Source organism: Paenibacillus sp. XP01 (genome assembly GCF_057364885.1).
The window spans coordinates 3222867-3239256 of record NZ_CP139481.1; the positions used below are offsets into that span (position 1 = coordinate 3222867).

Genomic DNA, 16390 nt, shown 5'->3' on the forward strand with positions numbered 1-16390 from the left:
CGGTCTTGCTTGTATATACAGGATTATTCAAGTAGCATCGGAGGGGGTTCACTGTGAACAAGCGGAATTTAAACGATTGGTGGAGAACATCTACCGTTTACCAAGTCTATCCAAAGAGCTTTAACGATACGTCAGGTTCGGGATTGGGGGACATCCGGGGATTAACGAATAAACTCGATTACCTCAAACAGTTGGGCATTGACATCGTATGGCTTCAGCCGGTTTATGTCAGTCCCCAAAATGATAACGGTTACGACGTAGCCGACTATTACCGCATCGCTCCTGAATTCGGCACTATGGCCGACTTTGACGAGCTGGTCCGGGAATTGAAACGCCGCGACATGCATCTCATGATCGATATCGTGGTAAACCATTCCTCGACCGAGCATGAGTGGTTCAAGGCTTCGCGTTCATCCAAGGACAATCCGTACCGGGATTACTACATTTGGCGAGACCCGGCACCGGATGGCGGCGTACCAAACAACTGGCAATCCAAATTCGGTGGTCCGGCATGGCAGTATGACGAAGCGACAGGTCAATATTTCCTCACCTTGTTCGATAAAACGCAGGCCGACCTGAATTGGGAGAATGAAAAGGTCAGAGAGGAAGTCGTGAAATTGCTGACGTTCTGGGCGGAAAAAGGCGTCAGTGGATTCCGAATGGACGTGATCAACCTCATTTCCAAAAATCAGGACTTCCCGAATGATGACGGATCAGTTGCGCCGGGTGACGGACGCATCCATTATACGGACGGCCCGCGCGTTCATGAATATCTGAAGGAATTGCACGAAAAGGTTTTCGCACCATATAACCTCGTCACGGTAGGAGAGATGTCGTCAACGACGCTTGAACATTGTATCCGCTATTCCAATCCGGCGGAAAACGAGTTCTCGATGACGTTTAATTTTCACCACCTGAAAGTGGATTACCCGAACAACAATAAATGGGAGCTCATGCCCTACGATTTCGAACAGCTCAAAGGCCTGTTGTCCGAATGGCAGACCGGCATGCAGCAAGGCGGGGGATGGAATGCGCTATTCTTTAACAACCATGACCAGCCAAGAGCGATATCCCGTTTTTTGAATGACGATGTTTATTTGGCCGAGAGTGCAAAACTGCTGGCAACGACGCTTCACGGTTTGCAAGGCACGCCGTACGTTTACCAGGGCGAGGAGATTGGCATGCCCAACCCGAAATGGAACGATATGAGCGAGTTTCGGGATATCGAATCAACGAACATGTACCGGATCTTGCTGGAACGCGGCAAAACGGCGGAAGAGGCCTTTGCCATCATCAAAGAACGCTCAAGGGACAATTCCCGTACGCCGATGTTATGGGAGAACAGCCCGCACGCCGGATTTACCACAGGAACGCCGTGGATTAAGGTGGATGAACGTTATCCCGTATGGAATGTGGAGCAGCAGCTTTCCGATCCGGATTCCGTGTTCCATCATTACCGCAAATTGATATCGTTCCGCAAAACGATTCGTGTGTTCACCGATGGCACGTACGAACGTTTGGATCAGGCTCATCCCCAAATTTACGGCTACAGTCGCAGCAACGGGGACGAAACGTTGATTGTCATCTCCAATTTCAGCGGAGAAGCGGCAGCGTTTGAATTGCCGGATGCGTCGTGGCAGCACCTGGAAGGGAAGACATTTGAGCTGTTGGTCGGAAACACGGGGGAAGAAATGGAACTCCGGAAACAGCTCGAACTTGGTCCGTACGCGTCTTACATGTGGATCGTTCGCTAACGATTGGGGAGTATGAGAAATGAGGAGGAGTGAGGTATATGTCAGTGGATCGTAAAAACGTGGAAAAGATCATTGAAGCGATTGGCGGTTCTGCGAATATTGAAGCGGCCACGCACTGCGTGACCCGCCTGCGGTTTGCGCTGCGTGACGAGAGCAAGGTCGATGAGGCGTCATTGGAGAAGAATGATTTGGTCAAGGGTCATTTCTCCACGCAAGGCCAATTTCAAGTCATTATCGGACCAGGTCTGGTCGACAAAGTATATGAAGAAATGATTCAACTCACCGGGGTTGAGCGTGTATCCAAGGACGACGTGAAAAACATCGCCGGCAAAAAACAAAATCCGATTCAGCGTGCGATCAAAACGCTGGCGGATATCTTTATCCCCATTTTGCCGGCGATCGTTACCGCCGGTCTGCTGCTCGGGATCAACAACATATTGACAGGTCCCGGCATCTTTTTTGAAGGGCAATCCTTAATTCAGGTTTATCCGCAATGGAAGGACTTTGCATCGATTATCAATACCATTGCCAGCACGGCGTTTACGTTTTTGCCTGCATTGATCGGATGGTCAGCCGTCGTACGGTTCGGGGGCAGTCCGCTGCTCGGTATCGTACTCGGATTGATCCTTGTTCATCCCGATCTGTTAAGCGCTTACGGGTATGCCGAAGCCAAGACGAACAATGCCGTTCCGGTGTGGAACCTGTTCGGCTGGGAAGTCAACAAACTCGGATATCAGGGTCAGGTGCTTCCGGTCCTTGTATCCGCTTATATTCTCGCCAAGATTGAAACGTTCCTGAACAAAAGGGTAGCCGACTCCATCAAACTGCTGGTTGTCGCGCCTGTTACCCTGCTGATCACCGGATTCCTCGCATTTACGCTGATCGGGCCGATTACGTTTGCGCTCGGTAATGCCATCACATCCGGATTGGTGTACGTATTTGATACCGTACCTGCACTGGGCGGATTGATTTACGGCGGATTGTATGCGCTTCTCGTTATCACGGGTATGCATCATACGTTCCTCGCCGTTGACGTTCAACTCATCGGATCTCAAGGCGGAACATTCCTTTGGCCGATGCTGGCTCTCTCAAACATCGCGCAAGGCGCGGCCGCGCTTGCCATGATGTTTGTGTTTAAACAGCAGAAAAGCAAAGGTTTGGCCGTCACGTCTTCGGTCTCGGCATTTCTGGGCGTCACGGAGCCGGCGATGTTCGGGGTGAACTTGCGCCACAAGTTTCCGTTTGTGTTCGGTATGATCGGTTCGGCATTGGCAGGTGTGCTGCTGACCATGAATCATGTCCTCGCATCCTCGATCGGAGTGGGCGGGATTCCAGGATTCCTGTCCATCTTCCCGAACCAATGGGGCGTATTTTTCATCGGTATGGCCATCGTATTGGTGGTTCCATTCGTTGCTACCGTGGTTTACGGCAAATGGAAAGGCAATGCGGCGTTGGCAGACGGCGATCCAGTGGATGTTCGTGACAGCCGTGATTCCGGAGTACAAAAAGCTTCTGCCGAAGTAGCCGTAGGCGAAGCCGGAGGCAACGTCGTATCTGCGGACAGAACGAAGCCAACTCTATCGGTATTGGAGATTCAGGCTCCCATCAAAGGAAATGCAGTCGCGCTTGATAACGTGCCTGATCCGGCTTTCGCCAGCGGAGCGATGGGGCAAGGGATTGCCATCGAACCGGAAGAAGGAAAAGTTTTTGCCCCATTCGACGGAACGGTGTCTCATGTGATCAAGAGCAAGCATGCAATCATTCTGGAGCATGAGAGCGGCGTTCAAATCCTGATCCATGTCGGCATCAACACCGTTGCCCTTAAAGGAAGCGGATATACGCCGCATGTACAGACCGGGGATCGCGTCAAAGCAGGCCAGCTTCTGTTGGAATTCGACCGTGAACTGATCGCCGATGCAGGGTACTCGTTGGTTACGCCGATTATTTTGCCGGATGGGCAGGATCGGATCGATGTGGTCGAAGAGACGAAGCTGGGTCTTGTGCAGCATCAAGGTGACGTTATTTTGCGAGTGCATTTGAAGGCATAACGTTTCCTGCACAGCGTGTTCATGATATGACGAATCCGTATTCAGAGCGGCTTTTATGGATTTATGCCGATTCCGTGTTAGAATGAGTATGGTGATTACGTTGAACAAAAATATTTATTTGCAAATTTACAATGATTATTCCGAAAAAATCCAGAATGGCCGCCTGGCACCGGGGTCCAAATTGCCTTCGGAAAACGATTTTACGGCCGAGTATGGCACTTCCAGGGAAACGGTGCGAAAGGCCTTGAACCTGCTTGCACAGAATGGATACATCCATAAAGTAAGGGGAAAAGGTTCTTTCGTGCTGGACATGGGACGCATGGACTTCCCGATTACCGGACTCATTTCATTCAAAGAAATGTCGGAGAAGTTGGGCAGGGATACGCGAACCCATGTGGAAGAAGTCGCTCGGATCTCTGCCAATGCCGCGGTGGCCAGACATCTGCAAGTTCCCGCGAACGAGCCGGTCTGGAAAGTGATTCGGGCAAGGGAAATCGAAGGCGAACGGATTATTTTGGATAAAGATTACTTTCTTACGTCCGTTGTCGAGCAGTTGACGGAGGACATTGCCGCTCGTTCGATCTATGCTTATCTCGAAGGAGAGCTCCAATTAAAAATCAGTTACGCCAAAAAGGAAATCTCCGTCGAAGAGGTCACGGCCGAAGATCGAAGGCTGCTGGATCTGGGCGATTACCGACACATCGTCGTCGTCCGCAACTATGTATATCTTGAAGACACGATGCTGTTTCAGTTTACGGAATCGCGGCATCGGCTGGACAAATTCCAATTCGTCGATTTTGCGCGACGGGTGCATGTGGAGGATCCTTCTAAGGATTTGTTCTAACATCGGTGCATACTGGCGTTGACATGCACCCCTTACCATGATTTACAATGAAATTGCAACAGATGGTTCCTGATGTTAATGAGCAGCCATCCCAGTTGCAATTTTTTTTGCATACTTTATAAACATTCTTTATAAAGTGCGTACGAACCGTGAATTCGCGTGTTCCGCTTGTTTAGACGAAACGAAGGAGATGGACGTATTGCTGGAAGAAGAGCGGATTTTTAACGGCATTTTATTCAGTCCCGCGGACTCGGAACTGAGAGCAGTAAAGCGGCGTGCCCACAATCTGAGCAGTGAATACAGCCGCACATTCGAGGATCAAACCGAGGAACGCGAAGCATTGCTGGCGCAGCTGCTTGGCGGCAAAGGGAAGCATTGCTTCATGCAAGGCCCGATTTTCTTTCACTATGGCGTGCACACCAAGATTGGCGACCATTTCTTTGCCAACTACAATTTGACCGTACAGGACGACGCCAAAGTGACCATCGGCAACCATGTCAGTTTTGGGCCGAATGTCACGATCGTTACGCCTGTTCATCCGCTTATTGCCGCTGAGCGCAGGCAAATGATTCATCATGATGGAGAACCCAAGTCTTTATGTTACGCCAAACCCGTCACGATCGGAAATGACGTATGGCTTGCAGCCAACGTCACGGTATGTGGCGGCGTGACGATCGGGGACGGTGCCGTCATCGGCGCAGGGAGCGTCGTGACCCAAGACATACCGGCAAACACAATAGCCGCAGGCGTGCCTTGCCGAGTGATTCGCCCCATTACGGAGGCGGACAGCATGCGCCATAAACCGGAGATATTGGCCGATTGTCGCGTCATCGAATAATTTAGGAAGCACGGACTTGTCTGATGGAAAAGGCGAGAACGTGCTTTTTTTTATTGGAAAGAGAGTAAGGGTGAAAACGTAGTTATACTTATGTAAACTAGATTACGAACGGCTGCTTTATACAACCCATACATCGGAGGAGTTTATCCGTCAGGAATGTACGACCAGACTACTTCTGCTGAATCTATGGATCCCGAACGATAAGCCCATGAGGAAAAATGGCTGTTCTATGACCGCTATGCCCCTGCTTGGGCGATGAAATGTACGCAAATTCCCCAATTGTACCTACCCCGGAGACTTCAAATTACACTATTCTTTTCTCGTAAGGAAAGCGCTACCATTTATCGACTGAATTTCATTTACAGAGGAGGTAGGAATGAATTTGAAACGAATGGGGAACAGGTTGGCGACGGGGCTGTTGGTGCTAATCATGACGGCAGTGCAATTCGGCTTTATTGGAACGACACGCAACGTGGCTGAGGCGGCGGATGCCAGTTTGGCCGAGAAACCGTACATGGGCTGGAGCAGTTACAGCATGCAAGTGTATGAGCCCTCCGGTCAGTGGACATCCGCAGAGAGCATCAAGAAGCAATCCGATGCCATGCGTGAGAAACTGCAAGCCCACGGCTATGAATACATCAACATCGATGCAGGCTGGAATGGAGACATGGATGAATACGGGAGGCCCATTCCGAGCGAAAAGCTGTATCCGAACGGGTTTCAGGAAGTGATCGATTACGTGCACAACAATGGACAGAAGATCGGAATCTATCTGATCCCTGGATTGTCCATCGATGCATATAACCAGAATCTCGAAATTTACGGAACGGATGGCGCCTGCCGCATGCAGGATATCGTGTACCAACCATTAACCGTAATGGATTATTGGAATTCTTATACGTACAAGATCGACTTTTCGAATCCGTGTTCCCAGAAATACGTGGATTCCATTGCGGATATGTTAGGTGAATGGGGAATCAACTTCGTCAAGTTCGACAGCGTAACTCCGGGATCGGGGATAAACAACCTGAGCCGGGATGCGCGCGGGGACGTAGAAGCGTGGTCGAAGGCGCTGGCGCGGCATGACATCTGGTTCGAGCTTTCCTGGGCGTTGGACCATAATTACGTAGACTTTTGGAAAAAGCACGCCAATGGATGGCGCATCGATTGGGACGTCGAGGCATACGACAGCAGCGTAGGGCTGACGCAATGGGCGAATATCGCCCGCTTGTTCCCGATCGCGGCATTGTGGTGGCGGGATGCGGGGCCCGGAGGATGGAACGACTTCGATTCCTTGAATGTCGGCAATGGTTCCATGGATGGACTCACGAAGGACGAGCGCAAAACGGCCATGACGTTCTGGGCGATTTCCTCTGCGCCATTGTATACGGGAAATGATTTGACCAGACTGGACAGCTATGGCTTGGAGCTGTTGACGAATGACGAGGTCATTGCCGTCAATCAGGCGGGCCGCCCGGCTCATCCCGTATCGATGGATACCAAGCAGCAGGTATGGTACGCCAACAACGGGGATGGAACATACAGCGTAGCCTTGTTTAACCTGGCTAACCGGAGCGCCGAGGTCAACGTCAAATGGAGCGATATCGGGTTGGAAGGTCCCGCTTCGGTTCGCGATCTGTGGAGCCATTCGGAGCTGGGCACCTTCAACGAGGGCTTCAGCGGAGGTTTGTTGGAACCCCATGCTTCGCGAATGCTGAAAGTGACGGCGCTAAGCGGCACGTCGACGGTGAACAACGATGACACAGGCATGCGGTATCACGGCGAATGGAAGCGCAACGGGGGCAAAGAACAATCCGAAGGCACGCAGGACCTGTCCCTTACAATTCAAGACTCTGCAACCGCTGGTTCGGAATCCGCGATTGCAGATTTGCCTGAAGGCGCAAATGCGACGAACGATGAACCCGCCGCCGTATTGGAAGACAAGGCTGCCGTAACCGATGTGGTTTACGTTAACGATGACAGCAGTGACATTCAATACACGGGAACATGGAGCCACAATTCGGGGCGTGGTTTGGGCGACCATAACGATGATGTGCATTTTACGGAAAAGAACGGCGATTATTTCGAATACACGTTTACGGGTACGGGGATTGAGCTGCTGACGGAAAAGCATGGGGAACAAGGGGACATGATCATCACGCTTGATGGCGGGGAGCCAGAGAAGGTGAGTGCATATACCGACGGAGACCGGGAAGTACAGCAGATCCTGTACAGCAAACGGGATTTGCCTAATGGCACACATACTCTAAAGGCTGTGAAAGATTCCGGGCAGTACATGCTCCTGGATGCACTTACAGTAACCAAGGAAGTGCCGACAGGCGAGCAGGACAGTACGATTCAACCGACCGTCACCAACTTCGACAAAGCGGTGGAACAGCAGAAGGATATCTCGATTACGCTGAACTTGAACGGCAATACCTTCGTAGGTGTCGAACGAGACGGCGTTCTTCTGGGCGAGAATGATGTTGAGGTGGCTGAAAACACGCTGACCATCAAGAAAGCATATCTTGCGCAGCTTCCCGTGGGCACAACGACGCTGAGCGTCACTTTTAGCAGCGGCAGCCCACAGGTCCTGACGGTGAAGGTCAGCGATACGACAGGCGTGCGCTTCGTGAACATCAACAACGATGACCCGGCCATCAAATATAACGGGAACTGGAACCGCAGCACGGGTAGAGGGTTTGGCGACTACAAGGACGATGTGCACTATGCCGAGCAGAACGGCGAATATTTTGAATACGAGTTCAGAGGAACGGGCATTCAATTGTTCACGGAAGTCGACCCGTCACAGGGGGACATGGATATCTACGTGGACGGCGAGTTTAAGGAAACGGTCAGCGCGTACCGCACCGATCGACTGGCACAACAGAACCTCTACAGCATCTCGGGTCTGACGAACGGATTGCACACGCTGAAGGCAGTGAAGAAATCGGGACGCTTCATGCTGCTTGACATGCTTAAGGTGGAGATTCCGAATAGCATCCAACCGGTAAGCGCCGTGTTTGACAAAGCGGAAGCCGCTCAGGCAGACATCGAAGTGAGGCTGCTGCAGGAGCCGGTAAGTTTCAGCAAAATCAAAAACGGGTCCAGTGAGTTGGTGAAAGGAACCGAGTATGAAGTTTCAGGCGATCTGATCACCTTGAAAAAATCATATCTTGCCGCTCAGCCGCTCGGTACGTTAAACCTCACCTTTGTCTTTAGCGGCGACTACCTCAATGATGTGCACTATTCGGCAGAGAACGGCGATTATTTTGAATATGTCTTCAAAGGCACCGGCATTCGCATGATTACGCCGACCGGTCCGGAACAGGGAGAGGTCGACATTTACGTTGACGGACAATGGGTTCAAACGGTAGACGCATACAGCGCAGGCCGTAAAAACATGCAGGAGATATTCAGCGTATCCGGATTAACAGCAGGGGCGCATAAACTCAAGGCCGTCAAGAAATCCGGGGAACTGATGTTCACGGATCAGTTGAAATTCACGATTGCGTCTGGCAACGAGGGGCCTACGAACCCAACAAACCCGACAAACCCAACCAATCCGACAAACCCATCGGATCCATCGGTACCATCCGGCCCAAGCGGACCATCAACGGCTGCACCTACTCCGGGAACAGGCACCCATGAGGAAACCGCAGGCAGCACGGATCAGGAGCTTCTTCGTCATCGGGCTTATATCCATGGCTATGCCGACGGATGGTTCAGACCGAATCGCCAGATTACCCGTGCGGAAATGGCGAGCATTTTGGCCAAGGTTTACGATCAAGAAGCAGCAGAAACCAATGCTGCATTCAGCGACGTACCTTCCGACCATTGGGGAGCGGAGGCGATTGCCAAGGTTGCCAAAACGGGACTGATGAAAGGGTACAAGGACGGTACGTTCAAGCCGGATCAACCGTTAACCCGCGCAGAAATGGCCATCCTTGCTGTTGCTGCAGCCGCGTCGAAATCACCGGTGTCAGGAAGCGGATTTACCGATATCCGCGGCCACTGGGCAGAAGAGGCGATCCTCGCGGCGCAAGGCGCAGGCATGTTGAATGGCTACAAAGATGGAACATTCCGTCCCAAAGCGCCGTTGACGCGAGCCGAAGCCGTTGCTGTGATCAATCGTGCGCTGGGCAGAGGGCCTTTATCCGGCATTTCGCAGCCAAGCTGGAGCGATGTTCCGGCTTCGCATTGGGCATTCGGAGATATTGAGGAGGCATCGACCGATCATGCGGCGAAGCCAGGTGCAACAGGCGGAGAACAATGGGTGGATGAAACGCAGCAAAAATAGAAAGCGAAATAAACCGCAAAACAAACACACGTTAACGGAGAGGCAGAAGCAATTTGGAGAAGCGAAGCGTTCGCCTTTATCACCGGATTTTCCCCTTAGAAAAGGGGGATCAAAAAATCTGGGGATAACAGCGATCGGAAGATGGTACTGTACTCGCAGTGCCCTAGTGTGATGATTAGTGCGATTTATAGAGATTGTCTTTGGGGACCACGCGGTGGTCCCTTTTTTCTGAATAAAGGAAGTGGGCGCAGGTCAATTCATATGTCGCAGGAGATGCAGTCACATAGGGGTGAACATCGTGGAAAAAAACATTGGATGAAACGCGAAAGTGGTATAATCTGTGTTTATGATAACGCTACCAACATCTCTGCAAAGGGAGGGTCTACCCATTAGAAATTCCAGCGTGTTTCGGAAGTTTTTAATTTCCTACGTGATCATTTTGGTGATTCCCAGCATCGGCGGATATATGTCCTATTTGACCTCCATATCCGTTACCCGGTCGATCTCCATCGAAAACGGGGTTACCCAACTCCAGAAGGGCCAAGACATTTTGGAGCGCCGCATGGCTGAGGTGGAGGCGTTCACCAGACAGCTTGCGGTCAATCGGGAATTGAACGTGCTCATGAACGAACGGGACAACGAAACCAATGTGTACGGCATTTGGAGAACGATGGAGAACGTGCTTTCGTTTGGCCGCAGCAACGATTTTTTGCAAAATTATTATATTTACCTCGCGAACTACAATCTGATTCTGACGCCGGGTTCGTCATACAGGCCGAATCATTATTATGCCGATTTCCATTATAACGACCTGTCATTGGAGGAATGGACAAAGGAAATATTGGATACCCACCACCGCAGCGAAATCAAGCCGCTCAGCCCGTTTATGACGAGAGGCCAGCAAACGTCGGTCATCACATACATGCAGTCGTTGCCGTTGGACAGCTTTAACGATTCATCGCCGGCGGTCGCCGTCGTTTTGATTGACGAAAAGCTGATTACGGGCCTGCTGTCCGGCATGACGGAGCGCTACGGCGGTTGGGTTCGGATCAGCGATTCGCAGGGAAAAACCATTGCGCTAAAGGGAAGCGAAGAAGCGGAGATGGCCAACATGTCCCTTGATCCGAAGTTCGACCCGAGCAAGGCCAGCCAGTTTTATGGGGACGATCTGGTCATTACCACGCAATCCAAAACCAACGGGTGGGTGTATCAAGCGGGAATCCCGCGCGACCTGCTGCTCGAGAATGCCAACAAAATCAAGAAAACGAGCATGCTCATCACCGGCGGCACGCTGCTTATCGGACTTGTGGTGGGGTTAGTGCTGGCTTACCGCCACAGCGTACCCATCAACCGGCTGCTGAGCGTCATGAAAGAACAATTCGGGAAGGATGAGCGCTCGTCCAGAAACGAGTTCGACTTTCTGAGCGGGAATATCGCCGACATGATTACGAAAAACAAGCAGCTCGAATCCGAGCTGAACCGCCAGCTTCCGCTGGTGAGGGATGCATTCCTGAAAAGGATGTTCTCCGGCGAATTCAAATCCAGGGAGGAGATTCACTCCGCTTCGGAGCAAGCGGGAGTTCGTTTGCGGCAAAGTACGGGGTATGCAGGCATCGTCCAGATTAAAGGTTATGGCAGCATGGACAATGTCGAGGTCCTGAATGAGCTGAACGCATCCCGTCTGCTGCTGAAACAGGCGATGGCGGACCTTGGCGCCGATGCATTAATGACGGATTGGGATTCGGACAAAGTCGCCATCCTGTTTTTCTCTGCCGAGGAGGATGAAGAATCAGATCGTGCCGTGAACGAGATCACGCATACGATGGAGAATCTGGCGGAATACCTCTTTAATGAATATCGAATAACCATCCAGTCGGGCTTTGGTCAGCTTTTTGCCTCCTTGACCGAAGTGAGCCTTTCCTTCGAGCAAGCCCATCAAGCGCTGGAATATGCCATCCACACGAACCGAAAGGGCATGGTTTGGAACAACGAAGCCCATATCGAACATACGACCTATTATTATCCGCTGGATTCCGAGCAGCGCCTGATCACGACGATTCGGGCCGGAGAGCTGGAAGCAGCCGAGCGGATCGTTGAAGGCATCATCGCGCAAAACATGCAGCAGCGGGAGCTGTCCATCGAAATGAAGCATCAGCTGATCGGTGAGATGAAGGGAACATTCATCAAACTGCTGGATCAGAAAGTATTCACCGAATACGACGCTGCCGAGGATATTAAACGGCTTGTTATCGATATCTCGCTTTCAGAGCCGCTGGAAAGCATCAAAACCACCTTGTTTGCAATCATGAAAGAGCTGTGCGGATTCATTGCCAACAAAAAGAAAGACGTCCACGGCCAAATCGTCAAGCAAATCAAAGCATACACGGCCGAAATGTATTCGGATACCGAACTTACACTGTATAGAGTTGCCGAACATGTCGAACGTCCGGAGAAGTATATTTCGCAATTGTTCAAGGAATATACAGGCATCAATTTCTCCGATTATTTGATCAAGGTCCGCATGGATCAAGCGATGGTTCTGTTAAATGAGAGCAAATACACGGTGGACGAAATTGCGTCCAGAGTCGGATACAACAGCTCGCACTCTTTCAGGCGTGCCTTTAAAAGACTGAATGGCATATCCCCAAGCGTGTACAGACAATCGGGTGGCGGTTAAACGCTGCGGGTTCTTGAACCGGCTATGGCATGTATGGGACAGAGCGGCCTTTTTAGGGGCAGATGTACCGGTGCAAACGGAAAAATGGCCGTTCTGGCGCTGTTTTGTGCCCCTGATCACAGGATAACTGTACGCCGAACGGCGCAATTGTACCTGTTTATGGGATGGCCGTTTCCTCTATGATCAATTTGTGGAAAGCGCTATCATTTTCCTGTTCCACAGACTGTCGTTAGGGGGGGGTTGTTCTGAAGGAAGAAGTCACCGTAAATCGCAGGTCATTGCCGCAGAGAGCAGAAACGAGCTTTTGGATCGATGCCCGCAAAAAAATGAAGAAACACTGGCAATTGCATCTGCTGGTCATTCCGCCCTTGCTGTTTTTTCTCATATTCAAGTATTACCCGATGATCAATACGGTCCTTGCCTTCAAGGACTATAACGTCATCAAAGGAATATGGGGAAGTCCGTGGGTTGGATTCCAACATTTCCGACTCTTTTTCGAAAATCCGTTATTCTGGACACTGGTCAAGAACACGATCTTGCTCAGCGGGTATTTGCTGCTGGCCGGATTTCCGATCCCCATCCTATTGGCACTGATGATCAATGAAGTGAGGGGGACGAAGTTCAAAAAATTCGTGCAGCTCGTCTCGTTCGCGCCCTATTTCATTTCAACGGTGGTGATGGTTTCGATCATCATGCTGTTTCTGGCGCCACGGCTCGGATTTGCCAACATTGCCCTTCATTTCTTCGGGCTTGAATCGGTCAATTTCCTTGGCGAACCCGGCATGTTCCGTTCGATCTACGTGTGGTCCGACATTTGGCAGACTGCGGGTTATAGTGCCGTCATTTATTTGGCTGCGCTCGCCGGCATCGATCCGACGCTCTACGAAGCGGCCAAAGTCGACGGTGCCTCGCGGTTTCAAAAAATCCGCCACGTCGACCTGCCGGGAATTGTGCCGACCATCGTGATCATTCTGATCCTCAATGTAGGCAATGTCATGGCCATCGGCTTCGAGAAAGTGTACCTGCTGCAAAATCCGCTCAATCTTGCTAACTCGGAAATCATTGCAACCTATGTTTACCGGATTGGCCTGCTGAACGCCAACTATAGCTTTGCGACGGCAGTCGGCCTGTTCAATTCGCTGATCAATCTCGTTTTGCTGCTGACCGTGAACGGTTTGGCCAAAAAAGCGACCAACCACAGCATCTGGTAGGAAAGGAGGCTCCCCATGGCAGTACCCGTGCAGAAACGGATTCGAGAATCCGCCGCCGACAGGACATTCCTGATTGCGATTTACATCGTGCTCAGTCTTGTCGCGCTGGCCGTCATCTATCCGCTCATTTTCATTATCAGCAGTTCGTTCAGCAGCCCGGCAGCCGTCACGTCCGGTCGTGTATGGTTATGGCCGGTCGACGTTTCGCTCAGTGGATATAAAGCCTTGTTCCACACGCCCGAAATTTTGACGGGCTATGGGAATTCGATCTTTTATACCGCAGCAGGAACCATCATCAGCGTGGTGCTGACCATCATGATTGCCTACCCGTTATCGCGGAGAAGCTTCTTTGGCCGAAATGCTTTGATGATGGTCATTACCTTTACGATGATCTTCAGCGGTGGTTTGATTCCGACGTACATGGTCGTCAAGCAGCTCCATCTGATCGATACCCGCTGGGCGCTTCTGATCCCGAATGCGATCTGGGTCTGGCAGGTCATCATCGCCCGTTCGTTCTTCAAATCCTCCATTCCCGAGGAGCTGCTGGAAGCGAGCGAAATGGACGGCTGCAGCGACATGCGCTTCATATGGAGCATCGTTCTTCCTTTATCCAAACCGATTATTGCGGTTCTGGTCCTCATGTATGCGGTAGGGCAGTGGAATGCGTATTTCGATGCTCTAATTTATCTGAAATCGGCGGATTTGTTCCCATTGCAGCTCATCCTGCGCAGCATCATCATTCAGAACAACAGCGCAGGGGCGATGGATGCAGCGAAAATGGTGGAGCGGCAGCAGCTGGCCGAACTGCTGAAATATGCTTTGATCGTGGTTGCCACGCTGCCCGTGCTGGTTATTTATCCGTTCGTGCAGCGCCATTTCGTACAGGGAATGCTGGTCGGTTCCGTTAAGGGATAATTCCGGCGGCCAAAAACTAAAGGGAGTGATCGGATTTGAAAAAAGGCCTCATCATGATGCTTATGCTGTTGATGCTGTTCACGCTTGCGCTGAGTGGATGTTCAAGCGATAATGCTTCCGCACCGGAGTCCGGGGGATCGTCAACGGGGAATGGTCCGGTGAATATTAGCGTATTTTCCGTGCAGGAATCCGGAATCGACATTCCGACCAACCAATTCACGAAATTCGTGGAAGACAAATTCAACATCAAATTCAACTGGCAGATCAATCCGTCTGACGGAGCCAAGGAAAAACGGCAAATCTCGCTGGCGAGCGGCGACTACCCCGATGCTTATCTGCTGACGCATTACATCGACCAATTTTCACAAGCAGACCTTCTGAAATACGGCAAACAAGGGGTTTTGGTGCCTCTGAACGATCTGATCGACAAGTATGCACCCAATATCAAAGCCGCAATGGAAAGCAACGAGAACCTGAGAACGTTGAACACCGCGCCGGATGGCAATATTTATGGTCTGGTTGCCTATACCGAGTGTTTCCACTGCTCGTATTCAAGCAAGATGTGGATCAATACCGAGTGGTTGAAGAAGCTGAACCTGGAGATGCCCAAGACGACGGAAGAATTCAAAAACGTATTGAAAGCATTCAAAACGCAGGACCCGAACGGCAACGGCAAAGCGGATGAAGTGCCGCTCAGCGGTTCGATCGAGGAATTCGGCGTACGCGTCGTTCCGTTTCTCATGAACGCCTTTGTATACGACGATGACCGGAATTACCTGCAAATGTCCGGAGGCAAGGTGCAATCCGCGGCGATCACGCCCGAGTGGAAAGAAGGATTGACGTACATCAAGTCTTTGTTCGATGAAGGATTGATCGATCCGGGTGCCTTTACGCAGAATGCCGAAGCGTTCAAAAAAATCGGGGAAAACGCGGATGCCGAAATTTTGGGCGCAGGCGCGGGCATGCATCCGGCGATCTTCGTGAACATCGATCCGGGCAACACACGATCGGCTCATTACAATGCTGTGCCACCGATTACAGGTCCTCATGGCGTGTCCTATGCGACGCATGACGGAGGAGGCGTGCAGCCTGGAGCCAAATTCGTCATCACGAACAAAGCCAGCGAAGAAGCGCAGATCGCCTTGATTAAAATGGTGGACTATATGTTCACTCCCGAAGGCCAGACGAACGGGGCTAGCGGCTTGAAAGGGATCGACTGGACCGATCCCGGAGAGGGAGACGTCGCACTGGGCAAGGATTCCAAGGCGGTCGTCAAACTGATCCCGATGGCCGAGGGAGAGGCACCGCGGAATGCAGGCTGGAGCGGCATGGCTCACTTCTACATGCCGAAAGAATATCGCGACACGTTTGTGCAAGGAACCGATATTTACGCATCCGACGGTTACGAACGCAGACTTTACGATGCAACGCTGCTGTATGAAGGACATGAACCGAAAGAGCTGTTCCCGATCTGGTCGGTCTGGATCGATCCGGCTGAGATCGATGAGGCCAGCTTGCTGCAAACCAACATCAAAAATTACATCGAACAAAATACGCTCCAGTTCATTACGGGCAACAAGGATCTGGACAAAGACTGGGACGCATACGTCAAAGGATTGCAGGATCTGAAGCTGGACCGTTATCTCGAGATTTTGCAAAAGGCGTATGAGGCCTCCAAGTAATTTGGGATAAAGCCGGTACACTCGGGTGCTGCCGCAAAAAGGGCACCTGAGTGTGCTTTGTCTATGAACAGGAGGCCGTTTGTTCGGTTCGGCACATTCATAGCACTGGACGAGGGGCTTA

9 protein-coding genes are annotated in these 16390 nt (G+C 51.3%); all 9 read left to right on the top strand.

Going from position 1 to position 16390, the window contains the following annotated elements:
• Window positions 1–53: 53 nt before the first annotated feature.
• The gene (gene treC, locus SNR34_RS14835; protein ID WP_486182280.1) at window positions 54–1754 is read left to right on the top strand and encodes an alpha,alpha-phosphotrehalase; all 1701 of its coding nucleotides are present in this window, start codon (window positions 54–56) and stop codon (window positions 1752–1754) included.
• A gap of 38 nt (window positions 1755–1792) precedes the next feature.
• Entirely contained in the window at window positions 1793–3802 is a 2010-nt protein-coding gene (gene treP, locus SNR34_RS14840) for a PTS system trehalose-specific EIIBC component (RefSeq protein WP_486182281.1), read from the top strand.
• Between the two features lie 100 nt (window positions 3803–3902).
• Window positions 3903–4646, top strand: coding sequence for a trehalose operon repressor (gene treR, locus SNR34_RS14845; protein ID WP_339278135.1), 744 nt, complete (start codon window positions 3903–3905; stop codon window positions 4644–4646).
• 199 nt (window positions 4647–4845) lie between these two features.
• Entirely contained in the window at window positions 4846–5484 is a 639-nt protein-coding gene (locus SNR34_RS14850; RefSeq protein ID WP_438286809.1) for a sugar O-acetyltransferase, read from the top strand.
• A 376-nt stretch (window positions 5485–5860) separates the two neighbouring features.
• On the top strand, window positions 5861–9784 hold the full coding sequence (locus tag SNR34_RS14855) for a X2-like carbohydrate binding domain-containing protein (protein WP_486182282.1): 3924 nt from the start codon (window positions 5861–5863) through the stop codon (window positions 9782–9784).
• Between the two features lie 403 nt (window positions 9785–10187).
• Window positions 10188–12461 (top strand): helix-turn-helix domain-containing protein, encoded by a 2274-nt coding sequence (locus SNR34_RS14860; protein WP_486182283.1) that lies wholly within the window; start codon window positions 10188–10190, stop codon window positions 12459–12461.
• Between the two features lie 326 nt (window positions 12462–12787).
• The gene (locus SNR34_RS14865) at window positions 12788–13672 is read left to right on the top strand and encodes an ABC transporter permease (protein ID WP_236414349.1); all 885 of its coding nucleotides are present in this window, start codon (window positions 12788–12790) and stop codon (window positions 13670–13672) included.
• 15 nt (window positions 13673–13687) lie between these two features.
• Window positions 13688–14587 carry a carbohydrate ABC transporter permease gene (locus tag SNR34_RS14870; protein ID WP_236413941.1) on the top strand — a complete coding sequence of 300 codons (900 nt, stop codon included), beginning with the start codon at window positions 13688–13690 and terminating at the stop codon, window positions 14585–14587.
• 35 nt (window positions 14588–14622) lie between these two features.
• On the top strand, window positions 14623–16269 hold the full coding sequence (locus tag SNR34_RS14875; RefSeq protein ID WP_236413942.1) for an extracellular solute-binding protein: 1647 nt from the start codon (window positions 14623–14625) through the stop codon (window positions 16267–16269).
• Window positions 16270–16390 lie beyond the last annotated feature (121 nt).